Genomic DNA, 17,118 nt, shown 5'->3' on the forward strand with positions numbered 1-17,118 from the left:
TGTTGGCAAGAACCGTAGAACCTCAACTAATGTTCTGGTCAAGTCGGAGGGCGACCAGGGGACCCGCGCCCGTCCGGGCGTCCGGAGGCGCACCGCCCCCGGACGCGCCTCACCCCTCGGCGGCGCGTGTCCGCCGCCCCGCGCGGCCCGCCGCCAGGGCGCTGGCGGCGTTCGCCGCCACGATGGCCGCCACGGCCGCCCAGTCGACCCACTCCAGCGCCTGCCCCAGCACCGCCAGCCCCACGAGGGCCGCCATCACCGGGTGCACGCTCATGAACAGGCCGAAGTAGCGGGCGGGAACCCGCCTCAGGGCGAACAGGTCGCCCAGGAACGGCACGATCGAGGACAGCACGCCCGCCGCCGCCGCGCACGCCAGGGCGGCGGGGGTCGGCGGGTGGGCGATGAGCACCAGCGCGCCGACGGGCGCGAAGACCAGCGCGGAGACGCCGGCCGCGGCGGCCGAGCCCCCGACGCCCGGCACCCGCCGCCCCACGGTCCGGTTGAGCAGGATGTAGGCGGCCCAGCAGGCGGCGGCCACCAGTGCCAGCGCGATGCCCGCGTGGTCGGTGCTGGCCTGGGGGCGCATCAGCACCGCGACCGCTCCACCCGCCACCAGCGCGCACACCAGGTCCACCCACCGGCGCGAGGCGGCCAGGGCCACGGCCAGCGGGCCGAGGAACTCCAGGGTCACCGCGAGCCCAAGCCCGATCCTGTCGACGGCCGAGTACAGGGTGAGGTTCATGGTCCCGAAGACCAGGGCCATGGACAGCACCGGCCACCACTGGGACCACGTGAACGCGCCCAGTCGGGGCCGACCGACCGCCAGCAGGACCGCGCCGGCGACCCATTGCCGTACGGCCACCACCCCGACCGGGCCGATCACAGGGAAGGCCAGGGCGCCCAGAGACGCGCCGAGCTGGTTGGACAGGCCGCCGCCGAGCATCACGGCCGTCCCCGCCAACCGCGCCCGCCCGTCCGGTTCGGCCGAGGGGCAGGCGGGGGCGGCGGCGGTTCCCGCCCCCGGCGTGTTCACCGATGTCTCCATGGGGGCGAGCATGCTGCCCACGCCCGCATACGCAAAATGCATGTGGGCGACCGTCTATACGCTGTGCGCATGGATATGCGTCCGAACGACCTGGAGCTGCGGCACCTGCGCTGCCTGGTCGCGATCATCGACACCGGGAGCTTCACCGACGCCGCCCTCGACCTGGGCGTCTCGCAGGCCGCGGTCTCCCGCAACCTCGGAGCCCTGGAGAGTGCACTGGGGGTGCGGCTGCTGCACCGCACCAGCCGCAACGTCACCCCGACCACGGCGGGGGTCCAGGTCCTGGCCAGGGCCAGGGTCGTGCTGGCCGAGGTCGACAACCTCGTACGCGAGGCCGTCGACGGGCACACGCGGCTGCGCCTGGGACACGCGTGGTCGGCGGTGGGGCGCCACACCGGGGAGTTCCAACGGCGCTGGGCCGACCTGTACCCCGGCACCGAACTGCACCTGGTCCGCACCAACTCGCCCACCGGGGGCCTGGCCGAGGGCCTGTGCGACCTCTCGGTCGTGCGGGCGGCCTTCGACGGGCGCAGGTTCGAGAGCGCCGTCGTGGGCAGGGAGCGCCGGTACTGCGCGATGGCCGCCGACGACCCCTGGGCCCGTCGGCGGTCGCTGCGGCTGTCCGAGATCGCCGGACGGCACCTGATCTTCGACCGGCGCACCGGGACCACCACCGCCGACCTGTGGCCCGAGGAGACCAGGCCGGTGATGGAGCACGTCAACGACATCGAGGACTGGTTCGCCGAGATCGCCACCGGGCGCAGCGTCGGCATCACCCCGGAGAGCACGGTGGCCCAGCACCGGCGCCCCGGGATCGTCTACCGTCCGGTGCGCGACGCGTCCACGATCCCGGTCCGCGTGGTGTGGCGGCGGCACGACCCCCATCCGGCCACCCACGCGGCCGTCGCCCTGCTGACGGAGCTGTACCGGGGGCGGTGAGGACCCCGGCCCGCGGGGAGCCCTGGCCGGGTCAGACGCCCGAGGGGACGCGCTGCCCGGCGGGCGGGGCGGCGTGCGGCGGGGCGTGTCGGCGGGCGCCCTCGTCCGGGACGCCGCCGGGGTGGGCGGTGTACACCCGCACCCCCGCGTCCTCGGGGGCCAGCAGCAGGGCGCGGCCCACCGTGGACCGGGCGTGGGCGCAGCCGCGCACGACCATCGGCAGGCTCAGCGCGAACAGCGCCCCGGCGGCCATGTGGATCACGGTGGTGGCCACGACGGGGTTGTCCGGGACGACGTAGGTCCCCAGGTCGGTGTAGCCGGGGACGGTGTACAGGGACCACCCCCACAGGGGGTGGAGCAGGCCGGCCGCGGCCCCGGCCCACCAGGTGACGGTGACGCAGAAGCCGACCACGGCGACCGGCAGTCCCACGGCGGCGTGCAGCGCGTCCAGCCAGCTCTGCCTGCAGGCGAGGGCGCCGAGAGCCCGGCGCAGGGGGCCCGTGCCGGGAGCGGGGGAGCGGTAGGGGCGGCGCACCACCGGTCGGCCGTGGAGGTCGGCCAGGCGGATCCGCTCGACGTGGGCGAGTCCCCTGGCGGCGTGCAGGGTGCCTGCGGCCAGGAACAGCCCGGCCCCGACCACGGCGGTGCCCGCTCCCGCGGCCAGACCTACCACGACGAGCACGAAGGAGACGAGGGCGAGGGGGAACCCCCACAGGTTGTAGCGGGAGTCGGCGACGACCTGGGCGAAGACGGACTTGGGCCTGTTCATGGCACCGAAACTACGCCCGGAGGGGCCGTCCGTCAGGGTCGCACGCATGCGCATCGGTGGTGGTGCGGACTCCACCGCGCGTTGGCGCCGGGACACGCCTTCCCGGCTCACAGGCCGTTGAGGAAGGTGATGACCCCGACCCCCTCCAGGGCCGCGACGGCCCCCGTCTGGGCGAGGCCGTTGACCAGGAGGAGGAAGCCGACCAGGCCGATGATCCACCCCATCGCCTCCCGGGAGCCGGACTCGACCCTGGTGCGCCAGCGCTCCAGCCGGGGACGCAGCCGCTCGCCCAGGGCCCGGTGGCCCAGGTAGAGCAGGACCGGGGGGAGCACCATCACCGCGTTGTAGGCGGCGAGCAGGGGGAGCCAGGTCGCGGCGGGCAGCCCGGCGGTGGTCATGATGCCGATCGCGCCGAAGTAGGGGAAGGCCGTGCCGCCCTCCAACAGGCCGGTGGCCAGGCCCAGGCCGACCATCGCGACCGTGCGGAAGGAGGCGGGTCTGCGCGGCTCGCGCGGCTTGGTCGGCATGAGGAAGCTGTAGACCAGCAGGCCGCCGCCCAGGACGGCCATCGCCCAGCCGACGGGGGCGCTGTCGGCCAGACCGCCGAGGGCCTCCAGCAGGACGCCGAGGCCGAGCACGAGCGCGCAGCCGAGCACGAAGTAGAAGAGGGCGACGGTGCCCAGGAAGGTGAACAGGGGACGGGCCACCGAGCGCGCGCCGCTCAGCAGCACGTACAGGGAGATGCCGAGGGTGGCCGGACTGAGCGTGTCCAGCAGGGCCAGTCCGGCGACGGGCAGCAGTACTTCCCAGGGGGGCATGGAGGACTCCTCGCAGTTTTTATCGCACGACTGTGTGAAATAAAATAACACAGATGTGTTAGAAAGAGGACGTGCCAAAGATCGTCGATCACGAACAGCGCCGCCGGGAACTGGCCGAGGCCCTGTGGCGGGTCATCGCCGCGTCCGGCCCCGCCGCCGTGTCCATCCGCTCCGTGGCGGCCGAGGCGGGCTGGTCCCCGGGGGCACTGCGCCACTACTTCCAGACGCGCGAGGAGCTCCTGGTCTTCGCCATGAACCTGTCCGAGGACCGCGCCACGGAGCGGATCAGGGGCCTGTCCGAGCGGCAGCCCGCCGACATGCCGCTGACCGACCGCGTGGCCGAGTACGCCGAACAGCTCCTGCCCCTGGACGAGACGCGCCGGGCCGAGTACCGGGCCTGGGAGTCCGCCGGGATCCTGGGCGAGCACGACAAGGACCGCGCCCAGCGCTGGAACCTTCAACGCAGGCTCTACCGGCAGCTGGTCGCCTCGCTCGTCGGAACCCCGGTCGGGGACCCCTTCCAGCCCCATGCCGACCCCTGGGTGGAGGAGTGGGCCGGCTACCTCCACACCCAGGTGGACGGGCTCTCCCTCGAACTGATGGTCACCCCGGGGATGCTCGGCGCGGACGGCGCCCGGCGTCGCCTGCGGAGCTTCCTGGTGCGGACCGGAGAGGCGTGGCGGCACCGGGCGGACCCCTGACCTGGGGGTGCGTGAGGTGCCGGTTTTCGCGCTGGGGGTCCGTATTTGCCCGACTTCGCGGTAGTCGATACTGGGTGGTGCCAGTGACCGTAAGCGACGGGGGAGACGCGCGTGACCACCAGCCAGACCAGCGAGACGGCAGCCGGCGGGCCGCTCAGTCCGACCTACCGGCACGCCGTCCTCGCGGACGTCCCGGCCCTCGTCGAACTGGTCAACGCCTGTTACCGGGGCGACTCCTCCGCAGGGGGCTGGACCACGGAGGCCCACCTGCTCGACGGCCAGCGCGTGGACGCCGAGGGCATGGCCGAGCTGCTGGGGCGCACCAACACGATCGTCCTCGTCGCCGAGGCCGACGGCCTCCTCGTGGCCTGCTGCGAACTCCAGCGGGGCGTCAACGGCGCCTACTTCGGGATGTTCTCCGTCCGGCCCGCCATCCAGGGCGGCGGGCTGGGTCGGCAGGTGCTGGCCGAGGCCGAGCGCACCGCCGTCAAGGAGTGGGGCTGCCGCCTGATGCGGATGAAGGTCCTCAAGCAGCGCCCCGAGCTGATCGCGTGGTACGAGCGGCGCGGCTACACCGGTACCGGCAAGACCGAGCCCTTCCCCTACGGGGACGAGACCTTCGGCCTCCCCAGGCGCGCCGACCTGGCGTTCGTCGAGCTCACCCGGGAGCTGCCCGCCCCGTGACCCGGGGCGTCCGGCTCCTCAGTCCTGTTCGAGGTTGGCCGACATCCTCTCCAGGACGTCGACGGCCACGCGGTACTCCTCGTCGCCGATCCCCCGCGTGAGCCGTGCCCTGGCCTCCTTGACCCGGGCGAGGAGCTTGTCGTGCTCGGCCTCGCCCCGGGGCGTGAGCGCGAGGGCGACCAGGCCCTCGACCCACCCCAGTTCGCGCAGGCGGTCGACGGCGGGGGCGACCGTGGACTCGTCCTCCTCCAGGAAAGGGGTCAGTCTGCGGTCGAGGTCGGCGGTCGTGCCGGGCTCGGTGTGCAGGGAGTTGAGCACCTGCCAGTGGCGGCGTCCCAGCGACTCCGAGGCGAGAACCCGGTCGAAGTCGTTCTCGATGAGCCGGTCCAGGTGCTTGAGCCAGTAGCCGATGGGCAGGTCGGACATGCTTCCTCCAGCGGGCCGCGTACATGCGTACACTGCCGCGCGTGCGCGGCAGGTCGACGATATGCCGCCCGACCGCGGCTTGTCAGGGGCTCGCGACGGTGTCGCGCCGGCAGGCTCCCCGGGGCCGCCCGTGGCCGAGGCGGAGGAAGGCCCCCGGCGGCCCGCTGTCCCGGGACGCCTTGTCACCACCGACCGCTAGCGTTCGGCCATGCCCACCGAGACCCTCCCGCCCGGACTGCGGATCATCCGCGGCGACGCCACGAGTCCCCGGGCCGCGGGGCCCAAGATCATCGCCCACGTGTGCAACGACCGGGGCGGCTGGGGCAAGGGGTTCGTGCTCGCCGTCTCCCGGCGGTGGCCCGGACCCGAACGCGACTACCGTGCCTGGCACCGCGAACGTGCCCGCAACGACTTCGCCCTGGGCGCCGTACGCCTGACCGCGGTCGGGTCCGAGACCTGGGTGGCCAACATGGTGGCCCAGCACGGCACGGGGCGGGGCAGCGGCGGGCCGCCCATCCGCTACGACGCGGTCGCCGCCTGCCTGCGCGCACTCGCCGCGCACGCCCTCGACCTCCGCGCGACCGTGCACATGCCCCGTATCGGCTGCGGGCTCGCCGGCGGGAAGTGGTCACGCGTCCAGCCCCTGGTCGAGAGCGAACTCCTCGACCGGGGGATCGGGGTCACCGTCTACGACGTCGACTGAGCCGTGCGCGTGGGGCTGCAGAGGGTCCCGGGACGACAGCCGGTGCTGCGGAGGCCGTCGTCCCCGGGTCCGCGGCACGCGTACCGCGGACCCGGGGCGCGCTGCCGCCTGTCAGGCGCGGCCGGCCCTGCGGGCGAACAGGGCGACGCCCGCGGTGGCGACGAGGACGCCCGCGGTCGCCCAGGTGAAGGCGGTCCTGTACCCCTCGACGGCCGCGTCGGTGTCGCCGGACGCGCCCGCGGCGACCGCCGCGCCGACCAGGACGGCCATGCCGGTGGCGCCGCCGAGCTGGTCCACCGAGCGCTGGACGCCCGAGGCGACCCCCGCGTCGTCCTCGGTCACCCCGTGCAGGGCCGCGTTCTGCAGGGCGATCAGGCCGACGCCCATGCCGACGCCGACCAGGACCATGCCGGGCATGGCGTCGGTCCACAGGTCGCCGTCGACCGGCAGCCTCGACAGCCAGGCGGTTCCGGCGGCGGTCGCCAGCAGGCCGGCGATCGCCGCCCCGGAGAGTCCGAGCGCGCCGATGACGCGGCCGACCACGGTCGCCGAGGCCAGGATCGCCGCGCAGAACGGCACGTACGCCAGCCCCGCCTGGAGCGGGCTCATCCCCAGCACCTGCTGGAGGTAGAGCGTCACCAGGAGGAACGAGGTCGACAGCGCCGCGCTGAGCAGGACCGTCGCCGCGTTGGCCACCGTCCTGGTCCTGTTCGCGAAGAAAGACAGCGGCACCAGCGGGTTGGCCGACCGCGCCTCGACCAGGACGAACAGCCCCAGCGCCGCGACCCCCGCGGCGAGCGGACCGAACACCTGCGGGTCGCTCCAGGGGGCCTCCGCCGCCCGCAGCACCCCGTAGACCAGGGCGAGGGGGCCGGCGGTCAGCAGCACCGCGCCCGTGACGTCGGGGCGGCGCCGCACGGGTGCGGACGCGTCGGCGGGCGCCGTGTCCCCGGACCCGCCCGCCGCACGGCGGGCGCCGTCGGGAGCGACCAGGAGCGGAACGGCGACCAGGACCACCGCCACCACGGGGAGGTTGACGAGGAAGATCCACCGCCAGTCGAGCAGTTCGGTGATCACTCCGGACAGCAGCACCCCGCCGACCAGCCCGGAACTGGAGATCGCCCCCCAGATGCCGAGCGCCCTGGCGCGCTCCCGGGGAGCGGGGAACAGCATGGCGATGAGCGACATCGCCGCCGGGGAGGCCAGGGCCTCGCCCGCCCCCTGCCCGAAGCGCGCGGCCAGGAGCCACGGCAGGTCGGGGGCCGCACCGGCCACGAGCGAGGCCGCGCCGAACAGGGCGGCGCCCAGCAGCAGCATGCGGCGTCGGCCGAGCAGGTCGCAGATCCTCCCGCCGAGGAGCAGCAGGCCGCCGCCGACGAGCGTGTACCCGGCGACGACCCAGGTCAGGCCCTGGGGACCGGCGCCGAGGTCCGCCCCGATGGAGGGCAGGGCGATGTTGACGACCGTGACGTCCACGGCGATGAGGAACTGCAGCATCGAGACCGCAGCCAGGGCCCACCAGCGGCGGGTACGGGTGAAGCGCTCCTGGCGGCCGGAGCGCGCGCCAGGAGTTCGGAACGAGGTCATGTGTGATGGCCGATCGGGTCGGGCCCGCCCGGAGGCGGGCCGAGAACGGAAAGAGAGAACAACCGTTCCGCCCGCGCGGCACGCCGAACGGGCCCCGCCGGTCCTCCCAGGACACGGCGCGGCGCGCGGCGGGCGCGGACGCCCGCCTACTCCGTGACTGCGACTGCCATCATGGACGGCATTCTAGGAGCCCCGTGCCGCCCGGCGCACCCGGTTTTCCCGGCCGCCCGCCCCGGGGGGAGCGAACCGGGTGAGCCGGAAAGGGGCGACGGACGGTTGACCGCGCCTGCGGGCGGGAGGGAGCCGCGTGCGCACCCGGCGGCCCCGCTCGCTCTGGCCGAGTCTCGGTCGGTAATATAGTTCGTATATGAACGTTCATGAGCGAACTAATCAGTGGTCGAGTGAGACCGTTGCGGCGAGCCCGATGCTCGCGGTGATCGCCGCGGCGCGTGTGCTGGAGTCCCAGGTGAATGAGGCGCTGTCCTCGGTGACGTTGTCGTTGGCGCGGTTGGCGCTGCTGCACCGACTCGCGGACAGTACGAAGCCGGTGGGCCTGAAGGATCTGGCCGAGGCGCTGGGGTGCTCGAAGTCGAACGCGAGTGTGCTGGCGGATCGGATGCTTCAGGAGGGGTACCTCACGCGCGAGACGGACCCGGCGGACCGGCGCGGTGTCCTGCTTTCCTTGACTCCGGCGGGTGCGGCCGCGCATGCGGCGGGGTTCGAGGTGGTGGCCCGTCAACAGGACGAGGTGTTCGCGGACGTGGCGCCGCGGGACTGCGACACACTGCTGCAGGTCCTCGGGCAGGTCACGCGGTGAGCGCACCCTGGAGCCGCACACCCGTCCCGGGGCTGGTGCGGAGCGCGGCTGACGGGGCGCCGGACGGGGCTGGGGCGCTCGTCATCCGGATCCGGCGGCCCCGAGGCGTGTCCGTCGTGTTCTCCCGCGCCGTGGGCCCTGCCGCACTCGGGTGGAACCAGCCGGACCGCAGCCGCATCGAGCCCGTGACCGGGACGCCGCCGAGGAACGGAACAGGACAGAACCTGACATGAACCAGCCCCGAGACGGTAAACCGCAGACCCGGCGCATCCTGGACACACCGCTCCGCCTGCGCAGCGGCCTGGTCCTGCGCAACCGCGTCGTCAAAGCCGCGATGGAGGAACAGCTCGCAGGGCCGCGACGGCAGCCCGATCACCGCCTCGTCACCCTCTACCGGCGACTCGCCGACGGTGGCGCCGGGCTGCTCATCACCGGCCACGTCATGATCGAACGCCGGGCCGTCGCCCAACCGGGCGACATCGTTCTCGATGAGGCCAGCGACCTCGACGCGTTTCGCCACTGGTCGGCGGCCGCGGGCACGCTCCCGGTGTTCATGCAGTTGAACCATCCCGGGCGGGTCGTGCGCCGCGACACCGGCTCCATCGCCTACGCCCCCTCCCCGGTCCCCGTTCAGGCCGGCGGGTTGTCCGGACTCTTCGCACCCCCGGTGGAGATGACCGCATCGGACATCGCCCGCACGATCGGCCAGTTCGCCGCCTCGGCCCGCCTCGCCCGGGAGTCGGGTTTCGCGGGTGTCGAGATCCACGCCGCCCACGGATACCTGCTGTCGCAGTTCCTCTCCCCACTCGTCAACAACCGTACCGACGAATGGGGCGGGGCTCTGCGGCAACGGGCCCGACTGCTGCTCCGGGTCGTGGACGCGGTGCGCGACAGCGTGCCGGACTCGTTCCCCGTCGCGGTGAAACTCAACTCCGCCGACTTCCAGCGCGACGGCTTCGACATCGACGACGCCGCTGAGGTCATCGACTGGCTGTCTCCCGCCGTCGACCTGGTCGAACTCTCGGGAGGCAGCATCGAGTCGCTCGCAACAGCGGGGCATCCCGCCGACAACCGCACCCTCGCCCGCGAGTCCTACTTCCTCGACCTCGCCACCCGCCTCGTCGGACGGACCGCTACCCCGCTCATGCTCACCGGCGGCATTCGCCGCGGCCACGTAGCGGAGAACGTCCTACGGCAGGGTTTCGCGCTCGCCGGGGTCGGCACCGCCTACGCGCAGAACCCCCGCGCGGTACGGCAGTGGCTCGACGGACACGATGCCCCCGTCGCCCCGCCCACGACGTGGATCCGCTCGAAGGCCCTGCGCGCCGCCGCCGTCCAGGCCGCCGTCACGGACCGCCTCCACACCGGCGCCTGTGACCGGCGCCGCCCCCGAATGCCGACCGGCGCGGCCCTCCTCGCCGACCAGATCCGCCGGGCCCGGCAGCTCCGGCACTACCGGAAGGAGCAGGACGAGGCGGTCTGAGGCTCCGGCCGACGAGGCGTTCCCGCGGTACCGGCGGAAAAGGACGGGACGGGTTCCGAGCCGGGAACCGGTGGGTCCGGCCGGAGCCCGTTCCGGGCTGAGCAGGTGTGCGCGGACGAGTGGTCGGAGAGCCTGCGGAGCTTCCCGGAGATCGGTCGGGAGGAACCGGCCAGGTTCTCCTCCCCGGTCCCGGCCGGTCCGGGAACCGCGGGGGCGGCGCGGTCAGGCACGGCACAGGATCGCGCCGTGCGGGACCACGAACACCCCGTCGGGGTCCCGGCTCCAGGCCGTCCACCCGCGCGAGATGCGCTCCAGCTCCTCCCGGGTGGCGTCGCCCTCGGCGACGGCCTGCCGCCCCAGGTCGGACTCCAGGATGCGCCGGGCCCACATGCCGCCCCACCAGGCGCGGCCGTCGGGGTCGGAGTGGCTCCACACCTCGGCCACGTAGGTGACGTCGGTGAACCCGGCCTCACGGGCCCAGGCCGCCAACCTGCGGCCCGCGTCGGGCTCGCCGCCGTTCCCGCGCGCGACCCGCTGGTAGAGGTCCATCCAGGAGTCCAGCTCGGGCAGGCGCGGATACCAGTACATGCCGGAGTAGTCGCACTTAAAGTGCGTTGACCACCCAGGACCAGCAAGCCTGATCCGCAAAACCCCAGTAAGTGAGGGACTTTAGGCCACTCTACCCCGACCGGTCGCCTGGAGTCGAGGCTTTGCATCTGGAGTGGATCTGGAGTGGAGCCGCGAAGACGGCTCCAGAAGCTCCTGCACGACCGCCACTGGCGACTTCACGCCCATGGCGCGCCGCTGCTCCAGAGCAGACTCCCAGGCCTCCTGGAGGATCTCCACCAGGCGCTCACGCATGGCCGGGGTCACATGCGAGTAGATCGACGTGGTGTCCCTGGCGGAGGCATGCCCCATCCGGTCCATCACCAGAACCTTGGGAACCCCTCTCTCTTCAATGAGGGCCTGGAGAGAATGTCGGAGGCCGTGAGGCTTCATCCCCGGGCAGATCGGAGCCCAGCACGCCTCAGGATCCTTGGGCCGGCGCACACCCTGCCCAGTGGCCACGAACGAGAATGGTGCATCCGCGGACCGCTGGTACACCGGGGTTTCTTGGCGGCTACCCGCGTAGTAGAGGCCTCGTGCGGCCGGATGGAAGTACTGCGCCCGGAGCATGCTCGACTTCCAGTGCGGCTGGCCACCGATCCCGGTGAACAGGTGGATTCCCGGAGCGTGGCGGTACTTCTCATCCAATCCCTCCCCACACGGGCACCACTTGCCATCAACGTCAGGGTGGCGCACTCGCTGGGCTTGCCGTGCCAGCAGGGGGAGCAGCCCGGGAGGCACGTCGATGGTGCGCTCCGAGCCGGACTTCACCCCCTTCCAGTAAATGCGCCCGTCACCTTCAGTGAGCTGGCGCTCCAGTCGGAAACTGCGACTAATCGAGGCTTTCTCCAGACCGAGGACTTCACCGAGTCGCAGGCCGAGGTAGTACTTCGTGGTGAGCAGGATGAACTCGTCGTCCCGGCCGCTCAGTGCAGCAGCTCGTTCTGCTATCAGGAACGCGCCGAAAGGATCCGTGACGCTCTCATAGCGGCCCGCCTGGTGGGTCTGGCGCTTCGGGGCCTGACGTCCACGCCGGCGGGGTCGGACCGCGGGATTGCGGGGCATGAGGCCCTGAGAGACCGCGTCGGAGCACAGGGTGGAGAACACCCCTGAGATCAGGTTGACGGTCGTCTCGGCGTAGTCCCCAGCCAGCTCTCGACGCCACGTCGAGATGCGATTGTCGGCGTGGGCGAGCTCGGTGAGCTTCCAGTCGCCCCACACCCGCAGTAGGTGGTTGCGGAGGATGGACCGGTAGTTGCGCATGGTCGATGGCTCAAGGTCTTGGGCGTCGAGCCATTCCTGGGCCCAGTCGCGCACGAGGAGCTGGGAGGCGTCAGAGCGGACGCGGCCGACGCGGCGCGCTTCGGCTTCTTGCTCTTCGGCGTACTGTCTGGCCTCACGCTTCGTGGCGAACCCGCTGAGCTTGTCGGGTGTCTTCTTGCCGGGCACGGACCAGCAAGCTCGCCAGCTTTTCACCAGCTTCTCTGCGTAGGCCATCGGACTCCTCGGGGGTGGATGTCTCCATGATGCCCTGCTGGAGTGACGCGTGGGAGGGCTGACACACGAATGCCCCGGCAGTCCGGGGCTTGTGTGAGCGGGGGGTGTGTGGCGCCCCGGGGGAAGAGTCGGGGCCACAGGGTCGTCAGATGGTGCTCAGCCACGGGGCCCGCTGGATGCGGGGGACCACGTGGGGGAGCGCGGGCACTGTCAGGATAGTGGGATTGACTCCGGCGATGTAGCGGAGGGGGTCACGGGCGATGGCCGCGAGGTCGACGCCTTCTCCGAACCACGGGGTGGCCCAGGGGCCGATCTCTCCGTCGCGGAGGCGTCGAGCGATCTCCTGAATGCCGGGTGGGGTCGGGGTGCCGGGGTGGATGGTGATGAGGGTCCACAGGTCACTGCGGGTGATGTCTATGGGGTCGATGTCGGGTCTGAGTACCTCTGCGATCTGCATGTAGACGTGTCGGGTGATGGGTTCTGTGCTGATGGTCAAAGCGGACAACCCCCCTTGTTCCCGGCTGATCCTAGCGTCTTTGCCAGTTTCGGCTGGGTCACTGAGCCAATAGGCCAGTGACTTGGGTCACACGATACGGGGTTGCCCTGAAAAGGTAAAACAGCGGCGAGTGACCATAAAAGTCACTCCGGGTGACATCGCTTGCCCCATAAGGGCTCTCGGACCCCGTTTCGGTCAGGATCCGCTATGAGACCTCAGTAGATCCCCGCTCACCTGCGCAACGCGCACAGCAAGGGTGCGGCGCAGGTCCCCGATGACGTCCTCGGGAGTGCTGCCCGGCTCCATGCCAGCCTCGAAGGACAAGCCGCGCACCGTCAGCTCAAAGGTGCGCCGGCCGGGCGCGTCTCGCCAGCGGAGCTCCTCACCCTCACGCAGCGGCCCGTCCGGACCGATAATCTCCCCGTCCCACGACGGGGCCGCGGACGCCGGTTGCGGGTCGGCGTCCGCGATCTTCCGAGCAACGTCGGGGCGGCCGGCGTCTTCCATGGCTTCGGCGGTCACGCCGACGAGCCGGGCCATTCGGGCCACGGTTTCGGCGCCACCCCTGACGGACACGCGCGAACCCTCCGAGCTGCCGCTGCCCTTGACGATCTGCCTCCACCTGGTGCCGCTGATACCGATCTCGCGAGCTGCCGCGTTCTGGGATAGCCGAAGCCTCTCGCGGGCTGTCTCGATGAGCTCTCCTGCTGGGGAAAGCGTCTGCTCGTCCTGTGTCATGAGCCCCATTATCTTCGCGAAGCTTCGCGAAGTCGAGTCTTTGTCACCTGCTGGTCAGGTGAGGCAACCCTGTGTGCGCAGCTAGCTGGGAAGCTTCGCGGAAATGTCCCGTGCATCCACTTGTGCTTCGCGAAGCTTCGCGCTAACTTCGCAGTATGAAGCTGAACCACCGACCCTCCCGGGTCACCGAAGCCCGCACGGCGGCGAAGCTGACCAAGACGGAACTTTCCGAGAAGCTTTGCTGCTCGCTCAGCCTCGTCAGTGAGATCGAGAGCGGCAGCAGGAACGCTTCACCGCAGCGGCTGGAGCGCATGGCGGAGGTCCTCGGAGTCGACATCGATTACCTCGCCAGCGACGCATACCTCGCGGATTCGGAGGACGCGGCATGACGCATCGGGTTCTCACCATCGCCCAGGTCGCGGAGCAGCTCCAGATCAAGGAGTCCTGGATCCGGGCGAAGTGCGAAGGCCGCGAGATCACGTTCTCGATGCTCGGTGGCCAGTACCGGTTCACCGACGCACACGTCGACGAGATCATCCGCCAGTTCGAGGAGAAGCCCGCCAAGGTCCAGCGCGGCCCCAGGGCTATCGCTCCGCGGAACGTGACCCGCCTCGACGCGAAGGTCCCTCCCCGCCTGCGCAAGAAGCAGCAGGCCTCCTGACCACATGAAGATGCCCCCGCCAGGAGCTGACCCCGGCGAGGGCGAAGGCACCACCAACTAAAGGAGCAGTGCCGTGACTTACCTTACCGACACCCTCACGATCAGCGCGACGCGCGTCCTCGATCTCGCCCGCGACGTCACCCTCCAGCTCGGCGAGTGGCAGTTCCACCGCGACCTGACCGTGTCCGTGAACAACCGGCACGGCGGCGCGCCGCTCGTGTACATGTCCCTCTCCCCGGACGCCAACGACAGCACCCGCCGCGAGTTCATCGACGCGTTCGCCGCCGCCATGGACACCCCGGTGGCCGTGCTCCCGTGCCGCGCCGGCGGGCACCTGCTGTCCGTGTCGGTGTCCGACTTCGACCGGTCGGGTGTGACCGTGGCGGCGTCTGTGCAGGTGGCGTCGTGACCGCTGAAGCTGCTGCCGCTGAGGCCCGCCGCCGGGTGCGTGAGCACCGCTACCACTCGACCCTCCCCGCGTCCGTGTCCGCCCGCGTGTGGCGGATGGACGACGACCAGTTGGGGTTCACCCACACCCGTTGTGGCCGTTGGTTCGGCCCGTACATCGACCCGCAGCAGACGACCGAGCACGCGGTCGCGCACGACAAGGGATGCGAGGCGGGCCGTGAGCGCTGACATGAGCCTTGACCAGATGGGTTTCCGGGACTTCCTCGAAGCCCACCGCCGCAACATCGCCGCCCTGGAGGCCGCCTACGAGGCCGGGATCGACGGCACGGGGACGCTCAGCGAGTTGACCGAGCTGTTCGACGACGCGGGGTTCAGCCTCGTCCTCGCCCGGTCGAAGGCCACCGCCGACCTCCGTGATCTGGAGAGGGCCTCCGCTGGCGACATGGTCCCGGAGGACGTGGACGGGCTCCCGCAGGACCTGATCGACGCCATCACCGCTGACGCCGAAGACGGCCTCACCGACCCGGCCACACTGCACCAGGTCGTCCCGGAGGAGGACGCGGCTGGCGAGCTCGCTGCCGCTGACGGGTCTCGGGTGACGAAGTGGGTGCCCGCTGGCGATCTGCTGGCGGCGTTCGATGACGGCCCGCGGGACCTCCCCGACCGCGACACGTACCGCGCCGACCACCCGTTCCCGATCGACGACGAGGAGGTGCAGTGGTGACCGCTCCTGTGACTGTCTTCCAGGTCGTCCGTTACACCGATACCCCCTTCTGGTACGCGCTGTGCAGGCGCTGCGGCTGGCACGTCGAGCGGTCGGCTTGGGCTACCGCACTGGATGAGTCGGTTGACCACGTCCGCCAGTACGTGGGCCGTGAGGACGAGCACGCTGCGGAGGTGCCGTTCTGATGACCGCCATCGAGGAGCGGACTCTGTCCGCGATCACCCGCCCCGGCGTGTACGACGGCATCCCCGAAGCCGTGTACCACCGCGATCCCGTTCCCGGCGGGTCGCTGTCCTCCAGCGGCGCCCGGAAGCTGCTCGCCCCCAGCTGCCCCGCCCTGTTCCGGTACGAGCAAGACCACAAGCAGCCCCACAAGGCCGTGTTCGACTTCGGTCGCGCCGCACACGAAGAAGTCCTCGGAGTTGGCGGAGGCATCGAGGTCGTGGACGCCGCCGACTGGCGGGGAGGCGACGCCCGCAAGGCCCGCGACGCCGCCTACGACGCCGGGAAGACGCCGCTGCTCCCCAAGGACTACAAGGTCGTCAAAGCCATGGCCGACGCCCTGAAGGCCCACCCGATCGCCGGAGCCCTGTTCCAGCCCGGTACCGGGAAGGCAGAGCAGAGCTTGTTCTGGAAGGACCCGCAGACGGGCGTCATCTGCCGGGCCCGGTTCGACTGGCTGCCCACACAGGTCAAGGGGCGTCGCCTCGTCATCGGCGACTACAAGACGTGCCGGAGTGCGGCCCCCGCCGACCTGTCCAAGGCCATCCACGAGCACGGCTACCACCAGCAGGACGACTGGTACCGGGCCGGGGCGAGGGCGTTGGGGATCGGCGACAAGCACACGTCATTCGTCTTCATCTTCCAGCAGAAGACCGCCCCGTACCTGGTCACCGTAGTCGAGCTCGACTGGGAGGCCCGCCGGATCGGCGCTGAGCGCAACCGCCGCGCGCTGGAGACCTACGCGCGCTGCATGGAGACCGGCCAGTGGCCAGGCTTCTCCGACGACATCGAGGTTCTTTCCCTGCCCGCCTACGCGGAGCGGCAGCACGACGAGGAGTTCATCTGATGACCGAGATCGACACCCGCCCCGAGCAGCAGACCGACATCGCTCTCCCGTCGATGCAGGACCACGCCCTCGTGCAGTGGGCCTACGCCGCACAGGAAGCCCACAAGATCGCCCAGTCCCTGGCCCGCACGAGCTTCGTGCCCCGGTCCCTTCAGGGCAAGCCCGGCGACATCACCGCCGCGATCCTCGCCGGACAGGAGCTGGGACTCCAGCCCATGGCCGCTCTCCGCAGCATGGACATCATCCAGGGGACACCCGCCCTCCGCGCCCACGCCATGCGCGGCCTCGTCCAGTCGCGCGGTCACCAGGTGCAGCTCGTCGAGTCCGGCGAGGGGCTGTGCGTGATGCGGGGCCGACGCAAGGGTGACGGTGACGACGGGTGGCAGCAGGTCGAGTGGACGATCGAGCGCGCACAGCGGCTGGGGCTGACCGGCAAGGACCAGTGGAAGAAGCAGCCGCAGGCGATGCTGATCGCCCGCGCGACCGGTGAGATCTGCCGGCTGATCGCCTCCGATGTCCTGCACGCCATGCCCTATGCCAGCGAGGAGCTGGACGGCTACGGGCAGGCGGACGGGGCGATGCAGGTTCGCCCGGTGACCATCCGGGAGCTCGCGCCGGACGCGGCGCCGGCGGAGGAGCAGCCGCAGTCGGAGGGTGAGCCGCGGACGGAGTTGTCGAAGGACGACCCGTGGTACGTGCCCACGGACTCGGACGAGGACGCTGAGGCGCTCGCTGAGTACGAGGCCCAGTCATGAGGCCGTCGCCGCGGCAGATGGTGACTTTGCTCCGTCAGCGTCCGATCCAGCTGGCGCCCGCCACCCCCGCACCGAAGCTCATCGTGCGCACGGATGGCCCGTGTGGGTTCTGCGAGCACCCCGGGGCGGCCACGGCGTCCGCTACTCGACGTTCGGTGGGGCCCACGAGTGGCTGCCCCGCCACCCCGGATC

The 17,118-nt window shown here is 71.3% G+C and carries 22 protein-coding genes and 1 pseudogene; 14 read left to right on the forward strand and 9 right to left on the reverse strand.

All coding sequences use genetic code 11. The annotated features are described in order from the left end of the window. Nucleotides 1-109: 109 nt before the first annotated feature. Nucleotides 110-1,087 carry an EamA family transporter gene (locus tag ACFQBR_RS04255; RefSeq protein WP_378552117.1) on the reverse strand — a complete coding sequence of 326 codons (978 nt, stop codon included), beginning with the start codon at nucleotides 1,085-1,087 and terminating at the stop codon, nucleotides 110-112. Nucleotides 1,088-1,120: 33 nt separating this feature from the next. On the opposite strand from ACFQBR_RS04255, the gene ACFQBR_RS04260 reads away from it, so the two are divergent. Next, nucleotides 1,121-1,984: a LysR family transcriptional regulator gene (locus tag ACFQBR_RS04260; protein WP_267950387.1), complete on the forward strand. Its 864-nt coding sequence runs from the start codon at nucleotides 1,121-1,123 to the stop codon at nucleotides 1,982-1,984. Nucleotides 1,985-2,015: 31 nt separating this feature from the next. Here ACFQBR_RS04260 and ACFQBR_RS04265 read toward each other — a convergent pair whose 3' ends face one another. Beyond that, entirely contained in the window at nucleotides 2,016-2,753 is a 738-nt protein-coding gene (locus ACFQBR_RS04265; RefSeq protein WP_344175477.1) for a sensor domain-containing protein, read from the reverse strand. A gap of 107 nt (nucleotides 2,754-2,860) precedes the next feature. Further along, nucleotides 2,861-3,571, reverse strand: coding sequence for a GAP family protein (locus ACFQBR_RS04270; RefSeq protein WP_344175479.1), 711 nt, complete (start codon nucleotides 3,569-3,571; stop codon nucleotides 2,861-2,863). 71 nt (nucleotides 3,572-3,642) lie between these two features. On the opposite strand from ACFQBR_RS04270, the gene ACFQBR_RS04275 reads away from it, so the two are divergent. Both ACFQBR_RS04275 and ACFQBR_RS04280 read left to right on the forward strand, forming a co-directional pair. Continuing rightward, nucleotides 3,643-4,272 (forward strand): TetR/AcrR family transcriptional regulator, encoded by a 630-nt coding sequence (locus ACFQBR_RS04275; RefSeq protein WP_344175481.1) that lies wholly within the window; start codon nucleotides 3,643-3,645, stop codon nucleotides 4,270-4,272. 111 nt (nucleotides 4,273-4,383) lie between these two features. Then, nucleotides 4,384-4,956: a GNAT family N-acetyltransferase gene (locus ACFQBR_RS04280; protein ID WP_344175483.1), complete on the forward strand. Its 573-nt coding sequence runs from the start codon at nucleotides 4,384-4,386 to the stop codon at nucleotides 4,954-4,956. An 18-nt stretch (nucleotides 4,957-4,974) separates the two neighbouring features. Here ACFQBR_RS04280 and ACFQBR_RS04285 read toward each other — a convergent pair whose 3' ends face one another. Next, the gene (locus ACFQBR_RS04285) at nucleotides 4,975-5,382 is read right to left on the reverse strand and encodes a MarR family winged helix-turn-helix transcriptional regulator (protein ID WP_344175485.1); all 408 of its coding nucleotides are present in this window, start codon (nucleotides 5,380-5,382) and stop codon (nucleotides 4,975-4,977) included. Between the two features lie 208 nt (nucleotides 5,383-5,590). On the opposite strand from ACFQBR_RS04285, the gene ACFQBR_RS04290 reads away from it, so the two are divergent. Further along, nucleotides 5,591-6,085, forward strand: coding sequence for a macro domain-containing protein (locus ACFQBR_RS04290; RefSeq protein WP_267950094.1), 495 nt, complete (start codon nucleotides 5,591-5,593; stop codon nucleotides 6,083-6,085). Nucleotides 6,086-6,196: 111 nt separating this feature from the next. Here ACFQBR_RS04290 and ACFQBR_RS04295 read toward each other — a convergent pair whose 3' ends face one another. Next, nucleotides 6,197-7,672: an MFS transporter gene (locus ACFQBR_RS04295; protein ID WP_344175488.1), complete on the reverse strand. Its 1,476-nt coding sequence runs from the start codon at nucleotides 7,670-7,672 to the stop codon at nucleotides 6,197-6,199. 367 nt (nucleotides 7,673-8,039) lie between these two features. Between ACFQBR_RS04295 and ACFQBR_RS04300 the strand changes: the two genes are divergently transcribed. Beyond that, nucleotides 8,040-8,489, forward strand: coding sequence for a MarR family winged helix-turn-helix transcriptional regulator (locus ACFQBR_RS04300; protein WP_344175490.1), 450 nt, complete (start codon nucleotides 8,040-8,042; stop codon nucleotides 8,487-8,489). A 229-nt stretch (nucleotides 8,490-8,718) separates the two neighbouring features. Next, nucleotides 8,719-9,972: an oxidoreductase gene (locus ACFQBR_RS04305; RefSeq protein WP_344175492.1), complete on the forward strand. Its 1,254-nt coding sequence runs from the start codon at nucleotides 8,719-8,721 to the stop codon at nucleotides 9,970-9,972. Nucleotides 9,973-10,194: 222 nt separating this feature from the next. Here ACFQBR_RS04305 and ACFQBR_RS04310 read toward each other — a convergent pair. The 4 genes and pseudogenes from ACFQBR_RS04310 to ACFQBR_RS04325 all read right to left on the reverse strand — a co-directional run. Beyond that, nucleotides 10,195-10,572 (reverse strand): annotated as a pseudogene (locus tag ACFQBR_RS04310) (SAM-dependent methyltransferase); the annotation flags it as partial. A 69-nt stretch (nucleotides 10,573-10,641) separates the two neighbouring features. Further along, nucleotides 10,642-12,075, reverse strand: coding sequence for a tyrosine-type recombinase/integrase (locus tag ACFQBR_RS04315; RefSeq protein ID WP_344175494.1), 1,434 nt, complete (start codon nucleotides 12,073-12,075; stop codon nucleotides 10,642-10,644). Between the two features lie 145 nt (nucleotides 12,076-12,220). Further along, a complete protein-coding gene (locus ACFQBR_RS04320; RefSeq protein ID WP_344175496.1) occupies nucleotides 12,221-12,571 on the reverse strand; it encodes a hypothetical protein in 351 nt (116 codons plus the stop codon). Nucleotides 12,572-12,766: 195 nt separating this feature from the next. Continuing rightward, nucleotides 12,767-13,309 carry a helix-turn-helix domain-containing protein gene (locus ACFQBR_RS04325; protein ID WP_344175498.1) on the reverse strand — a complete coding sequence of 181 codons (543 nt, stop codon included), beginning with the start codon at nucleotides 13,307-13,309 and terminating at the stop codon, nucleotides 12,767-12,769. A gap of 155 nt (nucleotides 13,310-13,464) precedes the next feature. Between ACFQBR_RS04325 and ACFQBR_RS04330 the strand changes: the two genes are divergently transcribed. The 8 genes from ACFQBR_RS04330 (at nucleotide 13,465) to ACFQBR_RS04365 (ending at nucleotide 16,926) form a co-directional block, all read left to right on the forward strand. Continuing rightward, on the forward strand, nucleotides 13,465-13,698 hold the full coding sequence (locus tag ACFQBR_RS04330) for a helix-turn-helix domain-containing protein (RefSeq protein WP_344175500.1): 234 nt from the start codon (nucleotides 13,465-13,467) through the stop codon (nucleotides 13,696-13,698). Next, nucleotides 13,695-13,970 carry a helix-turn-helix domain-containing protein gene (locus ACFQBR_RS04335; RefSeq protein WP_344175503.1) on the forward strand — a complete coding sequence of 92 codons (276 nt, stop codon included), beginning with the start codon at nucleotides 13,695-13,697 and terminating at the stop codon, nucleotides 13,968-13,970. Before ACFQBR_RS04330 ends, ACFQBR_RS04335 begins: the two co-directional genes overlap by 4 nt. 73 nt (nucleotides 13,971-14,043) lie before the next feature. Then, nucleotides 14,044-14,379: a hypothetical protein gene (locus tag ACFQBR_RS04340; protein ID WP_344175505.1), complete on the forward strand. Its 336-nt coding sequence runs from the start codon at nucleotides 14,044-14,046 to the stop codon at nucleotides 14,377-14,379. Next, a complete protein-coding gene (locus tag ACFQBR_RS04345) occupies nucleotides 14,376-14,606 on the forward strand; it encodes a hypothetical protein (RefSeq protein ID WP_344175507.1) in 231 nt (76 codons plus the stop codon). Before ACFQBR_RS04340 ends, ACFQBR_RS04345 begins: the two co-directional genes overlap by 4 nt. A 1-nt stretch (nucleotide 14,607) precedes the next feature. Further along, nucleotides 14,608-15,102, forward strand: coding sequence for a hypothetical protein (locus ACFQBR_RS04350; RefSeq protein WP_344175509.1), 495 nt, complete (start codon nucleotides 14,608-14,610; stop codon nucleotides 15,100-15,102). Continuing rightward, on the forward strand, nucleotides 15,099-15,287 hold the full coding sequence (locus ACFQBR_RS04355; RefSeq protein ID WP_344175511.1) for a hypothetical protein: 189 nt from the start codon (nucleotides 15,099-15,101) through the stop codon (nucleotides 15,285-15,287). Before ACFQBR_RS04350 ends, ACFQBR_RS04355 begins: the two co-directional genes overlap by 4 nt. Beyond that, nucleotides 15,287-16,171 carry a PD-(D/E)XK nuclease-like domain-containing protein gene (locus ACFQBR_RS04360; RefSeq protein WP_344175513.1) on the forward strand — a complete coding sequence of 295 codons (885 nt, stop codon included), beginning with the start codon at nucleotides 15,287-15,289 and terminating at the stop codon, nucleotides 16,169-16,171. The genes ACFQBR_RS04355 and ACFQBR_RS04360 overlap by 1 nt, the downstream gene beginning before the upstream one ends. Continuing rightward, nucleotides 16,171-16,926: a hypothetical protein gene (locus ACFQBR_RS04365; RefSeq protein ID WP_344175515.1), complete on the forward strand. Its 756-nt coding sequence runs from the start codon at nucleotides 16,171-16,173 to the stop codon at nucleotides 16,924-16,926. Before ACFQBR_RS04360 ends, ACFQBR_RS04365 begins: the two co-directional genes overlap by 1 nt. The last annotated feature ends 192 nt before the right edge of the window (nucleotides 16,927-17,118 follow it).

The organism is Nocardiopsis tropica, assembly GCF_042660575.1.
GTDB classification, from domain to species: Bacteria; Actinomycetota; Actinomycetes; order Streptosporangiales; family Streptosporangiaceae; genus Nocardiopsis; species Nocardiopsis tropica.

Bases quoted from the DNA above. Each gene is read 5' to 3' on its own strand.
- ACFQBR_RS04350 (WP_344175509.1), top strand. From the start codon at position 14,608: ATGAGCCTTGACCAGATGGGTTTCCGGGACTTCCTCGAAGCCCACCGC.
- ACFQBR_RS04285 (WP_344175485.1), bottom strand. From the start codon at position 5,382: ATGTCCGACCTGCCCATCGGCTACTGGCTCAAGCACCTGGACCGGCTC.
- ACFQBR_RS04300 (WP_344175490.1), top strand. From the start codon at position 8,040: ATGAACGTTCATGAGCGAACTAATCAGTGGTCGAGTGAGACCGTTGCG.
- ACFQBR_RS04315 (WP_344175494.1), bottom strand. From the start codon at position 12,075: ATGGCCTACGCAGAGAAGCTGGTGAAAAGCTGGCGAGCTTGCTGGTCC.
- ACFQBR_RS04330 (WP_344175500.1), top strand. From the start codon at position 13,465: ATGAAGCTGAACCACCGACCCTCCCGGGTCACCGAAGCCCGCACGGCG.
- ACFQBR_RS04365 (WP_344175515.1), top strand. From the start codon at position 16,171: ATGACCGAGATCGACACCCGCCCCGAGCAGCAGACCGACATCGCTCTC.
- ACFQBR_RS04255 (WP_378552117.1), bottom strand. From the start codon at position 1,087: ATGCATTTTGCGTATGCGGGCGTGGGCAGCATGCTCGCCCCCATGGAG.
- ACFQBR_RS04325 (WP_344175498.1), bottom strand. From the start codon at position 13,309: ATGACACAGGACGAGCAGACGCTTTCCCCAGCAGGAGAGCTCATCGAG.
- ACFQBR_RS04360 (WP_344175513.1), top strand. From the start codon at position 15,287: ATGACCGCCATCGAGGAGCGGACTCTGTCCGCGATCACCCGCCCCGGC.
- ACFQBR_RS04270 (WP_344175479.1), bottom strand. From the start codon at position 3,571: ATGCCCCCCTGGGAAGTACTGCTGCCCGTCGCCGGACTGGCCCTGCTG.
- ACFQBR_RS04335 (WP_344175503.1), top strand. From the start codon at position 13,695: ATGACGCATCGGGTTCTCACCATCGCCCAGGTCGCGGAGCAGCTCCAG.
- ACFQBR_RS04260 (WP_267950387.1), top strand. From the start codon at position 1,121: ATGCGTCCGAACGACCTGGAGCTGCGGCACCTGCGCTGCCTGGTCGCG.
- ACFQBR_RS04265 (WP_344175477.1), bottom strand. From the start codon at position 2,753: ATGAACAGGCCCAAGTCCGTCTTCGCCCAGGTCGTCGCCGACTCCCGC.
- ACFQBR_RS04305 (WP_344175492.1), top strand. From the start codon at position 8,719: ATGAACCAGCCCCGAGACGGTAAACCGCAGACCCGGCGCATCCTGGAC.
- ACFQBR_RS04295 (WP_344175488.1), bottom strand. From the start codon at position 7,672: ATGACCTCGTTCCGAACTCCTGGCGCGCGCTCCGGCCGCCAGGAGCGC.
- ACFQBR_RS04290 (WP_267950094.1), top strand. From the start codon at position 5,591: ATGCCCACCGAGACCCTCCCGCCCGGACTGCGGATCATCCGCGGCGAC.